This window comes from Paraburkholderia sp. GAS334, assembly GCF_050436625.1.
Taxonomy (GTDB): domain Bacteria; phylum Pseudomonadota; class Gammaproteobacteria; order Burkholderiales; family Burkholderiaceae; genus Paraburkholderia.
The window spans coordinates 17208-35393 of the sequence record NZ_JBNDMO010000043.1; the positions used below are offsets into that span (position 1 = coordinate 17208).

The window sequence follows — 18186 nt, forward strand, 5'->3', positions numbered from 1 at the left end:
GAAGATGGGTGTTGCATCAGAAAGGTCTTTGCGTTCGCAGGTTGAAAAATGGCTCGGACCGACTCCTTCGACGCCGGTTCGGGTTACCCGACTCGGCCGCGCGCGCTCGAATCAGGGACCCTGTGTTCGTATCGAGCTACTGCTACCGACAGGTCCGGTTGGATTCTTTTTCTTCCGGCACCGCGACGGCGCGTGGTGCGTGTTCCCGCCTGAGACGGAACGCCTGGCGATGCACGCTTACTAGAGTGCAGGTCGATCGGAGGATGCGGCATGTGTAGCCATACGAAAGGGAGGAAAACAATCAATTGAGCAGATCCAACGGCAACACCACTGATTCATAAAAATTTCCAGACAAAGAGACGGGACGAGACACATGAGAAATTACAGGCGAATAATCAACTCAGTCGGTATGGCGGCTTGCATCTGCTCGGCTGGGCTTTTCGACAATGCCAATGCGCAGTCGGCCGGAAGCATAACGCTGTCGACAGGATGGCTTCACGTCGCACCACAGGGCGACGCAACGCCACTAACCGTGGAAAGCATTGGCGGCGTAGCGGTGAATCAGCAGCTATCTGGTAGCGGAGCGCATGCGAGCTCAACGGATACGGTGGGAATTACCACCGAGTACTACGTCACGGACAACATTGGTGTCGCCATGCTTTTTGGACTACCGATGAAGGTGAATCTGATTGGCGACGGGACGCTACAGAAGTATGGCAACCTCGGCACGACAAGGCCGATGCCGCCCGCCATTGAACTTCGATACCACCTGTTTTCAGCCGAATCGAAATTCCGTCCGTTCATAGGGCTCGGCGTGAACTATACGTGGTTCACCCAGGTTCGGACAACCAATAGCCAGTTTGTCACTGATAGCCTTGGTCCAGGCGGCTCGGCACGTGCGACACTCAGTTCATCGTGGAATCCTGTATTCGAGGTCGGGGCAAATTACGCGATTACAAAACACTGGTCGGTCGGAACCTCTCTGGGCTACGTTCCGGTGAAGACCCACCTGACGTTATACGGGCAGACCGCGACTGGAACGCAGATCGTTTCCAAATCGACGCTCCGACTCAATCCGCTTAACGTCTTCCTAAACGTCGCCTATACGTTCTAGCGCGTACAGGTGGTCAATGCGTCAATCGAGAGATTTGAACGCTCATCGAAGACATGGACGTTATTTTTCGCTACCCGGACCTGGCTGCCGGTCTGCGACCTCACGGTCGATTACGACACGTCGCGGCAACAGGGCGCGGCGATGCAGGGTCTCTGACCCACAGTCCGGCATGACCGCGCTCGCCCGGGCCGCTCGCACGCTCGGGGAAGCGGTCAGTCATGCCACCGCTTGCGCAACAGAGTTTCTCTTTGGATCGAATAATGAAACGACAGGTCCTCAAGACCATTCTTTTTGTCTTGCAAACGGTCCTTGACCTGACGGCACGCCGCTTTCCCGTCTATCGTGATCGCCTGAAGGAGCGCGATCTCGTGGACTGGAAGCGGTCCGAGGCGGTTTCGCACACTTACGCGGCACCGCAGATGGCGATCTGACCAGTAAGTTATGCCATGAAACGGGAACGCCTGACACACGCACAGCGCAAAGAGCGGACGCGTGAGCACTTATTTGAGGCTGCGCGGACGATGTTCGTCAAAAAGGGATTGGCCGCCACAAGCGTGGAGGACATCGCCGAGGCCGCCGGCTACACGCGCGGCGCGTTCTACTCGAATTTCGATGGCAAGCCGGAACTGCTGCTTGAGTTGCTGCGCCGGGACCACGACAGCGCGCGGGCCAACCTGCTGGCGATCATGGAAGAGGGCGGCACGCCCGCGGGAACGACGGCGCGCGCCATCGCATACTACAGCCGATATTTTCGTGATCAAGACTTCTTTCTGCTTTGGGTCGAAGCAAAACTACTCGCGTATCGAGACGCGGGGTTTCAGGAACGCTTTAACGCCTTCCAGAATGAAAAGCTCGACCAGGTCAGCGCGTACATCCGCACGTTTTCGGAGCGCGACGGCAGCTCATTGCCGCTGCAGGCGGACGCCCTCGCACTCGTCTTGGTGAGCCTGTGCGATGGTGTGCAGTTCTTCAGACTGTGCGACCCGCAGATGGTAAGCGACAAGGTGATGCAGACGGTGCTTGCCGGATTTTTTTCCTGCATATCGCGGCGGCAGTCGGAAGAAATACCGCAGGCCGATCATCGGGCGGGCGTGCCCGAGCGAGGCCGCGGACGTCGGACGCCCACCGCGGGCGCCGACAATATCCATGACCAGCGCCCAGCACGATGAATTTGAAGGCAACTGCCTGGCCAACGCACTGTACCCAGATCACCCTGGCGGCCGTCAGAAGTCGAAGCCCCCCATAAAGGTCTTCAAGTCTCGTCCCGTTGGCGCCGGTAGTTGTGTATGTCAAGCTGTCAAAGGAGATTGGCCATGTATTACGACCATACGAATTCCCAAAATATCGACCACCGAAGCGGCACGAATGACCCGCGCGACGTGGGTTCGGCGTCGAACGATGTCGTCGAGGTGATTAATCCTACTCCAGCAAGGAACTGGGCATGGGCGCACCATAGCGACTTATACGACTGGATGGACTGGCATAGTCCGTTTCCTGCATCAGGGCCGTCGGAGTGACCACGGTATGGCGGCGCAAGCTATCGGCGATTGAGGGAACTCAAATCGCGTCAGTCGTCCATTGGCTACTAACTGGGAAAATCGCCGCAGACTCACGGCAGACTTCGCGAGGCTATTCATGCATAACGAATACTTTCAGATCAGCAACGAATCCGGCATCGCACATCTCCAGCTGAACCGTCCCGACCGTTTCAATACGATGGGCCTGGCCTTCTTCACCGGGTTGCGAGACGCCGTGCTGGCGCTCGATGCCGCGGGCGACACCCGTGCCCTTGTCATCAGTTCCACTGGAAAGCATTTTTCGGCCGGCATGGCGCTCGACGTCTTCACCGGCACGACGGATGCGTTTGACAACAGCAGCCCACGGGCCCGGCTGGGCTTCCAGCATGCGTTGAGAAATCTGATGGATTGCTTCGATACGCTCGATCAGGTCCGGTTTCCCGTCATCTGCGCAATTCAGGGTGGCTGCATCGGCGGAGGCCTCGATCTCGCCGTCGCCTGCGACATTCGAATTTGCACGACCGATGCATTCTTCGCACTGCAGGAAACTCAAATCGGCATGACGGCTGACCTCGGTGTGCTGCAGCGCCTCCCGAAGATTATTCCCGTCGGCGTGGCTCGCCAGATGGCCTACACCAGTGAGCGGTTGAGCGCCGAGCGTGCATTGGCAGTCGGCCTGGTGAATGCCGTATTGCCCAATGCCGAGGCGCTGCTCCGACACGCGATGGAGCTGGCCCGAACCATCGCGTCGAAGTCCCCGCTGGCCGTTGCTGGGTGCAAGACTGCGATTAACTTCGCGCGCGATCATAGTACGTCCGAATCTCTGCGACATATGGCCTTGCTGCAAAGCGCCATATTCGACACCCACGACCTCGCCGAGGCAATTTCCGCCTGGCATGGAGAGCGGCAGGGTCGCTTCGACGCACTGTCGCCGCTGACAACCCGCGAGACGGGCAATCCGCGGTGACAGGGAACCGCTGCAGCCCAGTCCCGCACTCGCTGGTTTGCAGCCGTCCAGCTGGGAAGATCTCCAGTTCGACCGCGAAGCGCTCGCCCGGGTCAAGGAACAGGCCGCGCGTGCCGTTTGGCTGACGCAGTCCGAACACCGTCGCGGCGCGGCCGTTGACTTCGATCGAACGGGTCTCGGCAACTAGACGGCGCGGCGTGTTGCCATTATTTCCGTTGGTGACTGACTTGAAACCGCTGACCGGCGATGGCGCACATGCAGCAAGCGCCGCTGATGCGGCGGCGACGGACGTCAGCAGGAATTTGCGGCGAGATATCAACATTGATTGTTCCTTTCGCTTACGGTTCTGTGCAGCGTAGACATTCCAACGATGGGAGGGTCAAGCAACTGCGATCGAATCGTTGTGAGCAGGAACGGATAGTTCACACGGTCCTCGAACGTGCGCTCCGGTTGAAAACCCTGCATCCGGGCTCGGCAGCCGGGCGTCGGCTTTGACCGGCAGAACGGCCACCCGTCGCGCCTACGCGACCGGCAGCAACGGGTCGAGGCTGTGTGAAAACGCATGCGGAACATGGCGTTCTAAAAAATCGACCCTTCAGATCGCGCCATATCGGCTTGGAAGCACCTCGGCAAGGGTAAAGCGACACCCGAAAACCGCGTAGTTTTGCGTTTTCGCACAGCCTCGGCCGATTTTTGCCCTTCGCACACCTGCTGCGATCACCGATCGATCGCGGTCTCCGTCGGGCCGAGTCCGGCAAGGAGGCGTCATTCGCCCGCCGCGTCGCTCGGACGTTCAGACGTCGGCTCCCCACCAGCAAGCGGTCTTTCGATTCGCGACCGTGAATGTTGCATCAGCGGGACCGGGGCATTGCCAGCTACTTTAAACATGCGACTGTGGTGGGAAATTCCGTAGGTTTCATCGACTCTTTCACGCTGGGGCTTCACTAACAAGCGTACCGACTGCAGCGAGGAGCACGTCACATTCGTCTCGGGTACCGATTGTGATCCGCAGGTACTGGTCGATCCATGGCGCCGCGAAGTGACGCACGAAAATGCCCTGCTCACGTAATTTTATGGCGAGGGCGCCGGCGTCGCAGTTTAAGTGCAGCGCAAAAACGAAGTTTGCCGCTGAAGGCACGACGTGGAATCCAAGCGTCTGAAGCCCCGATGTCAACCGGTCTCGCGCGGCCACTACCCGCGCACAGTTCGCACGAAACCACGCATCGTCTTCGTACGCGGCGATGGCCGCAGCTTGCGCGACGCGATCGAGCGGGTATGAGTTGAAGCTGTTCTTGACACGATTCAGAGCCTCGATCAGTGTCTCGCTACCGAACGCAAAACCAACCCGCATGCCGGCGAGCGAACGCGACTTCGACATCGTTTGTACGACGAGCAGATTAGGATAGCGGTCGATTAGCGCAAGCGCCGACTCGCCACCGAAATCAACATATGCTTCGTCGACGACAACGACGGACTCGGTGTTGCGCGCGACGAGTTGCTCTATCGCGGCGAGGGGCAACGACCTACCGGTCGGCGCATTCGGATTCGCAAGAAGTACACCACCGTTCGGAACGGTATAGTCGTCGACAGAAACCTGGAATGCATCGCCGAGGGGGACTGTCCGGTAGTCAACACCGTAGAGCCTCGCATAAGTTGAGCAAAAGCTGTAAGTGATATCGGGGAATAGCAGAGGGCGTTCCTGCTTGAGGAGGGCCATAAACGCGTGCGCCAGCACTTCATCGGACCCGTTTCCGATGAAAATCTGTCCCGGTCGGATGCCGTGATATGCGGCGACAGTTTCGCGCAACCGACGCGATTCGGGATCAGGGTAGCGCCTCAAGGGCTCAGCGCCATGGCCCACCTCGCGCAGAATCGCTTCAACGACGCGTGGCGAGGGCGGATACGGATTCTCGTTGGTGTTGAGCTTGATCGCACGTGTGGATGGCGGTTGCTCGCCCGGTACGTAGGGCACCAAGTGATGAACGATTTTGCTCCAGTACCGGCTCAATGCGGCCTCCAATTGGGAAACGAAGTTGACACGTTAAGCACGCTCTATCGGAGCCGGCGTGCTTGTCAAACGTTTAGGTGCAGTGGCCCAGCGACCCGAACAGCAGGTAGCGGCTTACCGCTCGTGGATCGACCACGAAGATCTTTGCCAGCCTTGGTCAAGGCTAGAGTACAGGTATTATCAGCGTGTATTTCTGCTTGTGCGGGTCCCAACGCTCAGCTATAAAATTCGTCGTCCAACAGCATGTCTTCGAAGAACGCACCAAATCGCATGTGCGGGTCGCGCAAATGGATCTCGAGAATCCAGCGCATCGCGGAAGGCGTGGCTTCGAGATCGGCGAGCGATCCGCTATAGATCGTTGCGTGAGGGAAATCCGAAACGCGGTGACCAGGCAGATCGAAGTTCAATTCCCAGCCCATCGCGCGCCGTATCGTCGGCGAATGCATACAGCGCCTGGCCGGTCAGCCGTTTCTTCTCCCATACCTCGCGGACTTCATGAAAGAGGCGCTCCGCATCGCGCGCGCACCGCTCATAGGCCTCGTTCTGTCCAACGACGAACGATGCGCCGCCGTCGCCTTCCCAGGCGTCGACGCGCGGTGCGATGTCGATGAAGAAAATATCGTTTTCCCGAAGAACGACACCCGGAACCGAGGCCTGCTTCATCGGCTTGATGGTGTTGGCGCCGAGACGCACACGCGTCGGGTGCCAGCTCAGTGCGAGGCCCATCCCTGTGAGAACGCTCTTCGCCATCTCGACCGCGTCTTCCTCGACCATGCCGGGCTTGACGCGCGCCGCAATCCGGCGCATCGCCTCACGGGTCTTCTCACGCGCCAGCAGCATGCCATCAATCGAAAATGTAGGCCCAACGCGCTCAGCCGACGCAAGAACATCGCTCATCTCTTAACTCTTCACTAGATGCGTGGGCAGGGTTGCCTCACCGCTGGCGTAGATTCTGGATGTTCGCTGCGTGCCTGAAAATTCCACTGAAGCGCGGTTTACCGCCAAACGTGCAATCTTTCGTGCCATCGATCTGAAGGGGCCGACCATCGATAGGGATTGCAGCTCGCAAAGCGCCTACATGTCGTCAGGGTCGCCGCTACGGAAATAGCTCAGGTGGAACCGTGCACGGTTGGATCGTCGAGTATCTCGGCGAGGGCACGTGTGGCTTCATCAATTTTGACACTCCATGGGTGCCCAAAGTTGATCCGGACGCAGTTCTGGAACGCGTGCGTGGCCGAGAAGATCGGGCCGGGCGCGATGCTGATGCCGTGGCTAATCGCGAGCCGGTGCAGGGCCATCGCGTCGACCGCATCTGGCAATTGCAGCCATAAGAAGTAGCCGCCGGCTGGCGTTACCCATCGCACCTCACGCGGCAGGTAGTGTCGCAAGGCCGTCTCCATTACGGTACGTTGTGTCTGCATCGCGGCACGCAGCTTGCGCAGATGTCGATCGAACCCGCCGTTCTCAAGGTAGTCGGCAATCCCCGCCTGCGCGGGGCTGCTAGCCGAGAGCGTCGTCATCAGTTTTAGCCGTTGCACGCGATCAGCGAAGCGCCCCGCCGACGCCCACCCGATGCGAAAACCCGGCGCAAGCGTCTTCGAAAACGAGCTGCAATGCATGACGAGTCCGTTATTATCGAAGGCCTTCGCCGGCACCGGCCGGTCGCGGCTGAAATGCAGTTCCTGATAGACGTCGTCCTCGATCAACGGCACGTCGCGCGCAGCGAGCATGTCGACCAGGGCCTTCTTCTTTTCATCAGAAAGCGTCACGCCGGTCGGATTCTGGAAATTCGTCATGAACCAGCATGCGCGGATCGGATGGTTGTCGAGCGCGGCCGCGAGTGTGTCGAGGTCGAGGCCTGTGACAGGATGGACCGGAATCTCGACCGCGCGTAAGTCAAGCCGCTCAATGGCCTGCAACACCGCGTAGAAGACAGGTGATTCGACCGCGACGACGTCGCCGGGGCGCGTGACAGCCGAAAGACAGAGATTGAGCGCCTCGAGCGCACCGTTGGTAACGACGATCTCCTCGGGCGGCACCGACACGCCTGTGGCCACGTAGCGCAACCCGATCTGGCGGCGCAGCTGGTCGTTGCCGGGCGGCAGATCAGCGACGGTGCTCCATGGACTGAGTGCACGTGTGCCTTGGCCCAACGATTTGAGCAGGCGCGCCGACGGGAACAACAGGGGAGAGGGGAATGCTGAGCCGAGCGGTACGATGCCCGGATGCTTTGCAGCGTCCAGCACGGAAAACACCAGCTCGCTGATGTCGACGCGCGTGGATTCTGCAGGCAACACGGACTCGTGAGATGGCGCAGGTTTGACCGCGGCGCCGGGTGTAACGAAATAGCCCGAGCGCTCCTCGGCGCGAATCAGTCCCCACTCTTCGAGCAGATAGTACGCGCGGAAAACCGTCGACTGGCTGACACCGCGCTGCGCGATGATCTGCCGTACGGACGGCAGCCGGGACCCGATTGGAATCTGGCCCGAGCCGATGCCATCGGCGATTGAGTTGGCGAGAGCCTCGTAGCGCTTCATGATGGGTCTGCTTCGAATGTTCGTCGCGTGTCAGGCCGGTCGCGGGACGCCATGCGATGTTCCGTCGCGCACGACGCCCCGGCGAACCTGTCGGCACGCTGTCAGTGGTAATGCAATTCGGCGTGATCCGTTTTGCCCCGGAACACGCGATATCCGAGCGCGGTGTAAGCGAGAATGACCGGCACGACGATAACCGCGCCGATCAGCGTGAACGTCTGGCTGGAATGCGGCGCTGCAGCTTGCCAGATGGTCACGCCCGGCAGGATCGCAAACGGGTAGATGGTGGCGAGCAGGCCGATATACCCGGCCAGCACGAAACCAAGCGCGAATACGAACGGACGCGTACGACGACGATGACGCACGGCGTAGAACACGCCGCAGGCACACACGGCGACGACAGCAGGCGCAAGCAGCCCCGGCAGCATGACAGCCGGATCGGACCAACGCGCCTTGAACATCGGCGCGAGCCGCGGCGTCCACAACGTGACACCAAGGATCGTCACCACCTGCAACACGGTGAGGGGCTTGGCGAGGCGGTACAGGCGACGTCGCAGGTCGCCGTCCGTCTTCGCGATCAGCCAGCAGCAGCCGAGCAGCGCGTAGGTGACGACGAGTGCCAGGCCCGTGAACAGGCTGAACGGCGTGAACCAGTCGAACGCCGCGCCGGCGAAATGACCGTCGACGACCGGAATCCCCGATAGCCAGCTCCCAATGACGACGCCCTGGAAGAACGTCGCCCCAGTTGATCCGCCGATGAACGCCAGGTCCCACAGGTGCCGCGTGCGCCGCGCCTTGCCACGCAGCTCGAACGCCACGCCGCGGAAAATCAGGCAGATCGCCATGAACAGCAGCGGTATGTAAAGCGCCGAGAGCACGACGGAGTACACCATCGGGAAAACGGCGTAAAGCGACGCACCACCGAGCACCATCCAAGTCTCGTTCCCATCCCAGACAGGCGCGACGGAACTCATCAACCGGCTGCGTTCATCGTCGTCGGGGAACAAGGGAAACAGGATGCCGATGCCGAGGTCGAAGCCATCGAGCACGACGTACATGGCCAGACCGAAGGCGATGATCGCGGCCCAAACGATTGTGATGTCCATATTCAGGATCCGATTGCGTTAGTGGACGCGGAGGCCATCGAGCGCGTCGGCCACGACGCGGCGCTCCTGGTTGTTGGATTTCACAGCCTCGACAAGCACGGGCTTGCCGCCGTCGTTTTCGGCGATCACCGCAGGTCCGGTCACGGCGAGCCGCAGCAGGTAGTAGATGCCGGTGCCGAAGACGAGCGCGTACACCACCACGAACGCGAGAAGCGTGATGCCCACCTCTTGCGCCGTGATTGGCGACAGCGCATTCGAGGTGCGCATGACGCCATAGACAACCCACGGCTGTCGGCCGACCTCGGTGGTGATCCAGCCCGCGAGCAGACTGATGAAGCCGGTCGGCCCCATGAGCAAGGCGAACCGGTGATACGGCTTGCAGTCATAAAGTCGTCCGCGGCGCTTCAGCACGAAGCCGGTGATCGCCAGGATCGCCATCAGGAAGCCAAGCCCGGCCATGATGCGGAACGTCCAGAAAATGATGGTCGAGTCCGGGCGGTCCTCCTTCGGGAATTCCTTCAGCCCCTTGATCTCGCCGTCCCATGTGTGCGTCAGGATCACGCTGCCAAGGTGCGGAACCGACACGCGGAAACGGGTCGTTTCGGCGTTCATGTCCGGGATGCCGAACAGGTTGAGCGCGGTGCCGCCGTGCTCGGTCTCCCAGATGCCCTCAATAGCTGCGATCTTCGCGGGCTGGTACTGGCGCGTGTTCAGGCCATGCGCGTCGCCGGCGAGGATCTGCAGCGGCGCGATGATGGCGAGCAGCCCGATCGCCATGGAGAACATCGTGCGCACCGCAGGGTCGCGACGGCCCCGCAGCAGGTGCCATGCGCCGGTTGCAGCGACGACGAGCGCGGCGACGATGAATGCGGCGAACGCCATGTGCACCAAGCGATACGGGAATGACGGATTGAAAACGATCTTGAACCAGTCCACCGGTACGACGCGACCGTCGACGACCTTGATACCTTGCGGCGTCTGCATCCAGCTATTCGACGCGAGAATCCAGAACATTGAAATGTTCGTTCCGATGGCAACGAGCGCCGTCGAGATGAAGTGAGGCACGCGGCCGACCCGGTTCCACCCGAACAGCATGATGCCGAGGAAGCCCGCCTCAAGGAAAAACGCCGTCATGACCTCGTAGTCCAGCAGCGGGCCCGTGACGCCGCCCGCGAAGCTGGAGAAGCCGCCCCAGTTCGTACCGAACTCGTAACTCATGACGACGCCGGAGACGACACCCATGCCGAACGCGACGGCGAAAATCTTCGACCAGAACAGACACAGCTCGCGGTAGACCTGGCGTCCTGTCTTGAGCCACAGGCCTTCCAGCACGGCAACGAAGCTCGACAGGCCGATACTGAGTGCGGGAAAGATGATGTGAAACGACACGGTGAACGCGAACTGGATTCGCGCGAGGTGTAATACATCCATTTGGGCCACCTTTGATTTCGGCTTTGAATCGGTGGCCCATTCTCGACGGTGCCGCCACTGACGCATAGCAGCACATCAGTCGCAAAATCGGGTAGCAGTGCCCAAATGGATGCGGCATAACGCCTCAGTTGCGGCGCAACATCGCACGCCGTCCTTCCTTGCGGAACACACGTAGCGCGAACAACGCCAGCGCGACTTCGACGATCGCGAAAGCGCCGAACGCGAGCGTGAAGCCGTGCCGCTCGAGCACGCCGAAAACGAGACTGCCGACGCCCGCGCCGATGAATAGGGAAAAGACGTTGAAACCCATTGCCTGTCCCGGGCGCTTGCCGCTGAACGATGTGACGATACCGGCAAAGAGCGGCTGGGTCATGTCATAGCCGAGCGACAGGGCAGTGGCCAGCAGCGGCACGGCAAGCAGCGGCATGCACAGCAGCAGCGCCGCGACGGCGGCCGAACCGATCGCAAGACCGGCCGGGATCAACGCCGCTCGCCCGTATTTGTCCGCGGCGCGTCCGATCAGCGGACCTAACACCGTCCCCGGAATGCCGTAGCCGAGCAGGGCAGAGCCGATCACCGCAGGGCCAACATGGTATCGCTGTCCGATGAACACGCCGAGCCACGCGAAGACGCCTGAGTGGAACATCGAATTCAGGAACACGTACGCGTATGCGCGCCGCGCGCGGGTGTCGGCGAGTAGATACAGGTAGCCCTGCAGGACGCCGCTCAACGAAGCGCCTGTGGGTTCCACCGCAGAACCGAGATATCGCCTGTAGCGTCCCAGCAGCAACAGGGCGATCAGACCGCTTGCACCGACCGCCATGAACAGCCCTCGCCAGCCGGTGAGCGGGATGAGCATCGCGCCGAGCGGCGAGCCGAGCGCCATGCCCCCGGCCATCGCGCCGAACAGCCAGCCAAGCGCCCGGCCGCGTTGCTCATAAGGATAGAGCCGGCCGACGAGCGCGACCGAGAGCGGCACCGCGCCGCTTGCGCCGAGACCCGTGACGATGCGCCAGCCGATCATGTCCTCGACGGACGTGGATGAGGCGGTCTGGAACGCGAGCGCAGTGAAGGCCGCGAGCGAGAAGAACATCACGCGGTGAATCCCGAGCCGGTCGCCGAGAACCCCGTAGATCAGCGTTCCGATGCCGTACGGGATCAGATAAGCGGGTATGACGAGCGCAATCCGATCAACGGGGGCATGCAGGTCCGACGCAAGCGTCGGGATGATTGGCGCGACCATGTAGGCCTGGAAGAAGATCAGGAACGAGACCGCCGAAAGCATTCCCAGGAGCACGTTGCGTCGATCGTCGCCGACGCCCGCTGAAGTTGATCCTTCATTCCTCATCTATACAGTCTCCATATCTCATGGATGAGCGCGTCGGACGGCCCGATGGTCTCGAAACCCGAAATGTCTTCGAGGATGCCAAGCAGGCACGCACTGAAGGCGGCGTAATCGGCGCCGCGGCCAACGATCTCACTGACGTATTCGGCCAGACAGAACTTCTGGATCGAAGTGAGCGAAGCGCCCATGGGTTCACCGTGAAAGTCGGGCGGCCGCGCGCGCGAGTCGCGCGAAGCCTTCGTCGATCTCAGCGTCCGCGATGATGAGCGGCGGAGCGAGTCGCAAAACGTTGTTGCCGGCCGGCAGGCACACCAGGTTCTCCTTGTGAGCGAGGGCAATGACTTTGGATAGCGGCGCGAGGCATTGCAGGCCGACCAGCAGCCCGGATCCGCGCGCTTCGCTGAAGACCTTCGGGTTGCGCGCAACCAGATCCCGTGCACGCTCCATGACGCTCGCAGAAGCCTCGCAAACGCGCTCGAGGAACGCAGGCGCGCTGATGATGCTGACGACTTCCATGGCCACTTCCATTGCAAGCGGGTTGCCGCCGAACGTCGAGCCGTGGCTACCGGGCGTCATGACTGCACCGACTTCCGCCGTCGCGAGCGTCGCCCCGATCGGGAACCCGGCCCCGAGTCCCTTCGCAGCGGCCAGCACATCCGGTTCAATCGCTTCGTGCTCGTAGGCGAAGAGGCGACCCGTGCGGCCGATGCCTGTTTGCACCTCGTCGAGCAGCAGCAGAATTCCGTAGCTGTCGCACAGCGCCCGTAGCCCGGCGGCATCGGACGCACGCCGCTTTCGCCCTGCACGGGTTCCACCAGGACGGCAGCCGTGCGCTCGGTGATCGCCTGCTCAAGCGCGGCGAGATCACCGAATGGAACCTGATCGAATCCACCAGGCAGCGGGCCAAAGCCCTCGAGATATTTCGCCTGGCCGGTCGCCATCAGCGCACCCAGCGTACGCCCGTGGAACGCGCCTTCGACCGTGATGATGCGGTTGCGCTCGTGGTCGCCGCGGGCGTAGTGGTACCGGCGCGCGGCCTTGATCGCGAGTTCGACTGCCTCCGTGCCGGAATTGCAGAAGAAGACACGCTCCGCAAACGTGAGCTCGCACAACTGCTGCGCGAGGCGCTCCTGTTGCGGTGACGTGTAGAGATTGGACGTGTGCCACAGCTTGAACGCCTGGTTGATGAGCGCGTCGAGGACCCGCGGGTGGCCGTGCCCGAGCGCATTGACTGCAACGCCACTGCCGAAGTCCAGGTAGGCGGTGCCGTCCGTCGCGTAAAGCGTGCTGCCGGATCCGCGCTCGAAGGAGAGGGATGAGCGCATGTAGACCGGCATTAGATAGGAGGAGGTATCGACGTTTTGCATGCTGGGCCGAGAAAAGGGGATCGGTCGCACATTGTCGGAGCGGAGCGCCGGCACTTCACAGCAGCAGGTATGGCGAAAACATGCGCAGCAACGCTTGCTTGGGCCACACAACGCGCATCTGCTGCTGTTTCGCCTGGGGCGGGCACCCTATGCTTGGCATCGTCCCCTAAACATCGGCATATCGTGAATATCGCTAACAGCCCTGCCAGCCCTCTACGCCTGCGCCCGTCCGAGGCGACCACACGCGTCCGGTCTTCCGCGATCCGCGAACTGTTCGCCCTGCTTTCCCGGGAGGAAGTGATCTCTCTCGCCGGTGGCTTTCCGCCCGCCGTGGCGATCGACGTCGACGCCTTGAAGAGCGCCATGGCACGAACCATGAGCCAGACCATGCCCGCAGCGTTGCTGTACGGCAGCGTGCAGGGTTATGAACCATTGCGCGAGATGATTGCCAGTCGCTGTCGCGGGTTCGGCACACGGATCGATGCGTCCGGGATCGTCATCACGTCGGGTTCTCAGCAGGGCATCGATTTGATCGCGCGCACCATGGTCGACCCGGGTGACGCGGTCGCGGTCGAGGCCCGACGTACCTCGGCGCAATCCAGGCGTTCCAGGCCCGCGGCGCGAACCTGGTCTCGATTCCGACCGATAGCGATGGTCTTCATGTCGATGCCCTCGAAACCATCTTCGAGCAGCACCGGCCGAAGCTGCTGTACCTGATCCCCAACTTTGCGAATCCGACCGGCGTCGTCCTGTCGCTGCGGCGCCGCAGGCAGGTGCTGGAACTTGCCGCGCGACATGGCGTGCTGATCGTCGAGGACGATGCGTACGGTGAGCTCTATTTCCAGGATCCGCCGCCCCCGTCGTTGTTCGCGCTCGCGAATGCCGAGGAACGTCAGTGGGTTGTCCACCTGTCGAGCTTTTCGAAGGTCATCGCTCCCGGCTTGCGCCTTGCGTGGCTGGCCGCGCCGGCGGAACTGATGCGCCACATTCATCTGGCGAAGCAGATCAGCGACACGCACTCGTCGGCAACCTCGCAGATGGTCGGATACCACTTCCTGAACGCAGGCTCGCTCGAGCCCGCCCTTTCGCGCGCACGCCACTACTACACGAAACAGGCGAGCATCATGCGCCGAGCCGTCGAGGCAGAGCTGGACAGTGTCCCGCTGGTAACCGTTGCCGCCAGGGGCGGCATGTTCCAGTGGATCGAGCTGTCGGGCGTGAACACACAGGCGTTGCTGCCCAAGGCGATCGAAGCCGGGGTCGCGTATGTTCCTGGTGCGCCGTTTTTCGCAGACGGAGCCGGCGTTGACAGTTTGCGACTCTCGTTCGCGAGCGCGACTGCCCAGCAGATCGGCGAAGGCGTGCGACGGCTCGCCGGAGTGCTCTCCGGCGCGCGCTAGCGCGGTTCCGGGCGACCACCTTCACCGGCACACGACTGCAGAACCGCGCCCATCCTGTCGTCGGTCAGAGCAGGTGCACGACATCGACTTGGCTTGAGAGGGACGCCTCGACGAGCTGGGCGCAGGTGCGCAACAGCTTCGGTTGCTCAACCGCCAGGCCTTCAGACTGGAAATAGCCATTGTTGTGCGTGTGCGCGACCAGCAGCGGCGCGGCGTCGGTGATCGGCAGACAGCCGATGCGAACGGGCGCGTCCGGCTCGGTCGCGGCACGCGCACCAAGGCACGAGAGCTGCCCGACAAGGGATTGCTCATGCCCGCCGTAGCCGAGCTCAACGCCTGCGCGTCAAGCGTCGGGGGCGTTACGCTGGGCGCTCCGAGCCTGCTCGGCAAGCTGGCTTTTCAGCTGGACCACGCTCGGCGTGACGATCGGGATAAGCGCCGATTCACGCCATCGACGGTCAAACCCGAGTTCAGCATCGCGGAGATAGCCGCGTCCGCCGCTCGCCTCCAGTTCAAGATTCACAGCGTCGGCAACCAGCGAGGCCATCCGGATACGAAGCTCGAACAACCGGTTCGGCAGGACACGCAGGCTGCCATCGGCGATACCGCACGACAGAAGGGCACATGCGGTGGCCAGCTCGGACGCGCACATCTCGACCTGCTGACCGAGAATGCTGCGCGGGGTCTCTGCCGCACGACGTGCTTCCGCGAGCGAGCGTCGCGCAAGTCCGATCGAAAGGCCGCACTGCAAGCCCAGGATTGCGGGCCGAACTGCGGGAACGAACGCCTGGGCATCCGGGTGGATCAGCCAGTCGGCATCGGCCGGAACATTCTCGAGGCGCAATGCGGCCGTATTACTTCCGCGAAGCGCAATCAGATCGAGATCCGCGCTGCGCGTCAGCCCCGGGGCGTCGTTCGGGATGGCGAGGATTGCTGACGGGCGACCATCGCGATACGAGACGGCTGCGGCGACGACGAACCGCTCCGGGCGAAGGTTCGTTACCCAGGCCATCTTGCCGTTTAGACGCCATATGCCGGCTGAATCGCTTTCGGGTGCCGCTTCAATCTGAAGCGATTCGATCCCGCACAGGAACTTCATCGCATTCGACAGTCCACTCGCACCGGCAAGCGTCCCGACGAGTAGCGCCGGCAACAGCCGCTCACGAAGCGCAGCGTTCGGGCTATGCAGCAGGTACTCGATGAGGCTGCGATGCCCCCAGAGGACGAACGCGGCCGTCAACGAGCGCTCGGCCACCGCGGCGATGCTCGCGATGGCATCTATCGTGTCGCCGCCCGAGCCCCCGAGCGCGGCAGGCACGCCGATCCGGAAAAGCCCCGCCGACGCCATGCGCGGCACGACGTCTCCCTTCAGATCCGTTCCCGTGTCGAGTCGCGTGGCGTTCGAATAGAGCCAGTCTGTCAGCGACGCGTCGAGTCCCGGCGCGTTCAAGCGGCCTGTGTCTGAGGTTCCCATCTGTATGCCGCCAGTTCGGGGTTAAGTTCATTGCGTGCAAGGTTGTTTGCGAAGTTGCACAGCGTCGCGAGGCTGACACCGAGCACGACCTCGAGGGCGTTCGCGTCCGTAAAGCCAGCCGCGAGAAAGGCTTCGAGCGCGTCGTCAGCAACGGCGCCGCGCGTGGCAATCACTGCGCGCGTAAAAGCGGCGACAGCGGCCAGCCGCGTATCGGTGATCGGCGTACCGTCGCGCAGTGCGTCGACGACAGGCGGATCGATCTGTGCCTTTTTCAACGCCGCGGCGGTGTGACCCGCCACGCAGAAGCTGCAGCCGTGAACGGCAGCCGCAGTGATCTGGACCGCCTCGCGCTCGGCGAATGTAAGGCCAGCGCGGCCGTTGATTTCGGAGACAGTCAGATAGGTTTCGAGTGCGACCGGCGCATTCGCGAGCGACCGGACCAGGTTCGGCAGGTAGCCGTTTGCACGCAGCGACTTTTCGAGGAACGGCTGGCTTGCGGCTGGCGCACTTTCAACGGTTTGCAGGGGAAGACGGCTCACAGGTTTCTCCAGGGGAAGGCAGGGTCATTTTCGAGGCTGCCCCACCGCCGCACAATGCGCGAACGTTCGCGATTCCTGCGCGTTTGTCCCGCGAAGCGGGGTCTTCCGCTTGTGCTAGTGCAGTCGAACCGCTGACCGATCATTGTCCGTCGATGTGTGCGACCAGTTGTCGCGCTCGCGACGCCACGCGCCAGGCTGCGTGCCCATCGTGCGTTTGAATGCATGGGCAAACGCTGACTCCGACTGATAGCCGACCTGTTCGCCAGCGCGCGAGATCGGCAAGCCCTTCTGCAGCAGATCCGCCGCGAGCCTCATGCGAATGAGCGTGACGAACTGCATCGGCGGATGGCCCGAGGCCTCGCGAAAGTGCTTGCAGAAGGCTGTGCGCGACATATTCGCGAACGCCGCCATTGAATCGGTCGTCCACGCATTGCCTGGAGACTCGATGATCGCCGCGACGAGCGTACTGAATCCAGCCCGCTGCATGAGCGACGCGAGACCACTGGCTATGGTGTCGTGCCTTGCAGCGTCACGCATCGCGTAAAACAGCAGCAGTTCGACCAAACGATCAATCAGAGGCGACGGTTCATCCACCCCATGCCTGCCTTCCGCGCGGATCAGATCGAACAACGCATGCACGCTCTTGTGCGCATCGTCACCATGCCGCACGATCAGATAATCCGGGAAAAGCGACACAATCGCGCGAGACACCGCAGACTGGAATTCGATGAAGCCGCAGGCCAGACCGACGCTGTCCTTTACCGATTCATCGAGCAGTTGCATTGTTCCGCGGCGCTCAATCGGCAGCTGACTGGAGTTTGCCGCCCCGGCCCCCGGACTGATTGGGTCCGGCGAGAGGCAGTGCGGCATGTCGCGCAACAGAAAGACGGCTTCACCTTCAGCAACCGGAACGCTCTCGCGGCCATCGCCGAAGTGCAGCCATGCCGAGCCGTGCAAGATGATGTGAAAGCTTGCCTTGGCGCGACCCGACGTCGACGCCTGCCAGTCGCCGCAATACTGGCCGACGTGAAAGAGTTTGCTTTCAGGCTCCAGGCTGGACAGGAGCCAGTGAACGACTTTGTCTGTTTGCGCGGACATTCCGATGCAACGGCGGTAAGGTTGACTCGACCACGTTACGGTGCGGCCCGTCCTATTCAAAAGAATATATAGTGAGATGCATATTCCTGTCATGGCACGAGAGCGATACACCGCGACCATCGAGCCGCGCTGTCAGTTAGTGAATCTTCCGCATGAAACTTCGTTCCCTGGAAACGTGCGATCGCGTTCGCCCAACTTGCTGCAAAGCCTGCTGGCATTGATGTAAGAGGGCTCAAGGTCAATATCCGCGAGCATGACTCGTCCAGGTCCCAGCCGAAAGCTGCTT

16 protein-coding genes and 4 pseudogenes are annotated in these 18186 nt (G+C 61.8%); 8 read left to right on the forward strand and 12 right to left on the reverse strand.

Translation table 11 applies throughout. From position 1 onward, the window contains the following. Window positions 1-373: 373 nt before the first annotated feature. From P3T21_RS35145 to P3T21_RS35170, 6 genes and pseudogenes are all read left to right on the forward strand, one after another. The gene (locus tag P3T21_RS35145; RefSeq protein ID WP_429260490.1) at window positions 374-1114 is read left to right on the forward strand and encodes an OmpW/AlkL family protein; all 741 of its coding nucleotides are present in this window, start codon (window positions 374-376) and stop codon (window positions 1112-1114) included. Between the two features lie 260 nt (window positions 1115-1374). Beyond that, window positions 1375-1545, forward strand: a complete 171-nt coding sequence (locus P3T21_RS35150; RefSeq protein WP_429260507.1) for a hypothetical protein — start codon at window positions 1375-1377, stop codon at window positions 1543-1545. A gap of 15 nt (window positions 1546-1560) precedes the next feature. Beyond that, window positions 1561-2151, forward strand: a pseudogene (locus P3T21_RS35155) (TetR/AcrR family transcriptional regulator); the annotation flags it as partial. Between the two features lie 276 nt (window positions 2152-2427). Next, a complete protein-coding gene (locus tag P3T21_RS35160) occupies window positions 2428-2631 on the forward strand; it encodes a hypothetical protein (RefSeq protein ID WP_429260491.1) in 204 nt (67 codons plus the stop codon). A gap of 118 nt (window positions 2632-2749) precedes the next feature. Continuing rightward, complete coding sequence (locus tag P3T21_RS35165; protein ID WP_429260492.1) at window positions 2750-3598, forward strand: enoyl-CoA hydratase-related protein; 849 nt, start codon at window positions 2750-2752, stop codon at window positions 3596-3598. Between the two features lie 37 nt (window positions 3599-3635). Beyond that, window positions 3636-3785, forward strand: coding sequence for a hypothetical protein (locus P3T21_RS35170; protein WP_429260493.1), 150 nt, complete (start codon window positions 3636-3638; stop codon window positions 3783-3785). 741 nt (window positions 3786-4526) lie between these two features. Here the strand turns inward: P3T21_RS35170 and hisC are convergent. The 8 genes and pseudogenes from hisC to P3T21_RS35210 all read right to left on the reverse strand — a co-directional run bounded on the left by hisC (window position 4527) and on the right by P3T21_RS35210 (window position 13389). Then, a complete protein-coding gene (gene hisC, locus P3T21_RS35175; RefSeq protein WP_429260494.1) occupies window positions 4527-5606 on the reverse strand; it encodes a histidinol-phosphate transaminase in 1080 nt (359 codons plus the stop codon). Between the two features lie 215 nt (window positions 5607-5821). Then, window positions 5822-6503, reverse strand: a pseudogene (locus tag P3T21_RS35180) (M24 family metallopeptidase). A gap of 212 nt (window positions 6504-6715) precedes the next feature. Then, window positions 6716-8143 carry a PLP-dependent aminotransferase family protein gene (locus tag P3T21_RS35185; protein ID WP_429260495.1) on the reverse strand — a complete coding sequence of 476 codons (1428 nt, stop codon included), beginning with the start codon at window positions 8141-8143 and terminating at the stop codon, window positions 6716-6718. Between the two features lie 101 nt (window positions 8144-8244). After that, window positions 8245-9246, reverse strand: a complete 1002-nt coding sequence (gene cydB / locus P3T21_RS35190) for a cytochrome d ubiquinol oxidase subunit II (protein WP_429260496.1) — start codon at window positions 9244-9246, stop codon at window positions 8245-8247. Between the two features lie 18 nt (window positions 9247-9264). Then, window positions 9265-10677, reverse strand: a complete 1413-nt coding sequence (locus P3T21_RS35195) for a cytochrome ubiquinol oxidase subunit I (protein WP_429260497.1) — start codon at window positions 10675-10677, stop codon at window positions 9265-9267. Window positions 10678-10801: 124 nt separating this feature from the next. After that, on the reverse strand, window positions 10802-12025 hold the full coding sequence (locus P3T21_RS35200; protein WP_429260498.1) for an MFS transporter: 1224 nt from the start codon (window positions 12023-12025) through the stop codon (window positions 10802-10804). Further along, on the reverse strand, window positions 12022-12210 hold the full coding sequence (locus tag P3T21_RS35205) for a hypothetical protein (protein WP_429260499.1): 189 nt from the start codon (window positions 12208-12210) through the stop codon (window positions 12022-12024). Before P3T21_RS35205 ends, P3T21_RS35200 begins: the two co-directional genes overlap by 4 nt. Before the next feature lie 4 nt (window positions 12211-12214). After that, window positions 12215-13389 (reverse strand): annotated as a pseudogene (locus tag P3T21_RS35210) (aspartate aminotransferase family protein). A gap of 183 nt (window positions 13390-13572) precedes the next feature. Here P3T21_RS35210 and P3T21_RS35215 point away from each other — a divergent pair. Both P3T21_RS35215 and P3T21_RS35220 read left to right on the forward strand, forming a co-directional pair. After that, entirely contained in the window at window positions 13573-14106 is a 534-nt protein-coding gene (locus P3T21_RS35215; protein WP_429260500.1) for a hypothetical protein, read from the forward strand. Further along, on the forward strand, window positions 14025-14789 hold the full coding sequence (locus P3T21_RS35220; RefSeq protein WP_429260506.1) for a PLP-dependent aminotransferase family protein: 765 nt from the start codon (window positions 14025-14027) through the stop codon (window positions 14787-14789). The genes P3T21_RS35215 and P3T21_RS35220 overlap by 82 nt, the downstream gene beginning before the upstream one ends. A gap of 3 nt (window positions 14790-14792) precedes the next feature. On the opposite strand, the pseudogene P3T21_RS35225 reads toward P3T21_RS35220, so the two are convergent. From P3T21_RS35225 to P3T21_RS35240, 4 genes and pseudogenes are all read right to left on the reverse strand, one after another. Next, window positions 14793-15078: pseudogene (locus tag P3T21_RS35225) on the reverse strand (ABC transporter substrate-binding protein); the annotation flags it as partial. Window positions 15079-15132: 54 nt separating this feature from the next. Further along, window positions 15133-16263 carry an acyl-CoA dehydrogenase family protein gene (locus tag P3T21_RS35230; RefSeq protein WP_429260501.1) on the reverse strand — a complete coding sequence of 377 codons (1131 nt, stop codon included), beginning with the start codon at window positions 16261-16263 and terminating at the stop codon, window positions 15133-15135. Then, window positions 16236-16802 carry a carboxymuconolactone decarboxylase family protein gene (locus tag P3T21_RS35235; protein WP_429260502.1) on the reverse strand — a complete coding sequence of 189 codons (567 nt, stop codon included), beginning with the start codon at window positions 16800-16802 and terminating at the stop codon, window positions 16236-16238. The genes P3T21_RS35230 and P3T21_RS35235 overlap by 28 nt, the downstream gene beginning before the upstream one ends. A 114-nt stretch (window positions 16803-16916) precedes the next feature. Continuing rightward, complete coding sequence (locus P3T21_RS35240) at window positions 16917-17900, reverse strand: AraC family transcriptional regulator (protein ID WP_429260503.1); 984 nt, start codon at window positions 17898-17900, stop codon at window positions 16917-16919. Window positions 17901-18186 lie beyond the last annotated feature (286 nt).

Bases quoted from the DNA above. Each gene is read 5' to 3' on its own strand.
- P3T21_RS35185 (WP_429260495.1), bottom strand. From the start codon at position 8,143: ATGAAGCGCTACGAGGCTCTCGCCAACTCAATCGCCGATGGCATCGGC.
- P3T21_RS35195 (WP_429260497.1), bottom strand. From the start codon at position 10,677: ATGGATGTATTACACCTCGCGCGAATCCAGTTCGCGTTCACCGTGTCG.
- P3T21_RS35145 (WP_429260490.1), top strand. From the start codon at position 374: ATGAGAAATTACAGGCGAATAATCAACTCAGTCGGTATGGCGGCTTGC.
- cydB (WP_429260496.1), bottom strand. From the start codon at position 9,246: ATGGACATCACAATCGTTTGGGCCGCGATCATCGCCTTCGGTCTGGCC.
- P3T21_RS35165 (WP_429260492.1), top strand. From the start codon at position 2,750: ATGCATAACGAATACTTTCAGATCAGCAACGAATCCGGCATCGCACAT.
- P3T21_RS35205 (WP_429260499.1), bottom strand. From the start codon at position 12,210: ATGGGCGCTTCGCTCACTTCGATCCAGAAGTTCTGTCTGGCCGAATAC.
- P3T21_RS35230 (WP_429260501.1), bottom strand. From the start codon at position 16,263: ATGGGAACCTCAGACACAGGCCGCTTGAACGCGCCGGGACTCGACGCG.
- P3T21_RS35200 (WP_429260498.1), bottom strand. From the start codon at position 12,025: ATGAGGAATGAAGGATCAACTTCAGCGGGCGTCGGCGACGATCGACGC.
- P3T21_RS35160 (WP_429260491.1), top strand. From the start codon at position 2,428: ATGTATTACGACCATACGAATTCCCAAAATATCGACCACCGAAGCGGC.
- P3T21_RS35240 (WP_429260503.1), bottom strand. From the start codon at position 17,900: ATGTCCGCGCAAACAGACAAAGTCGTTCACTGGCTCCTGTCCAGCCTG.
- P3T21_RS35150 (WP_429260507.1), top strand. From the start codon at position 1,375: ATGAAACGACAGGTCCTCAAGACCATTCTTTTTGTCTTGCAAACGGTC.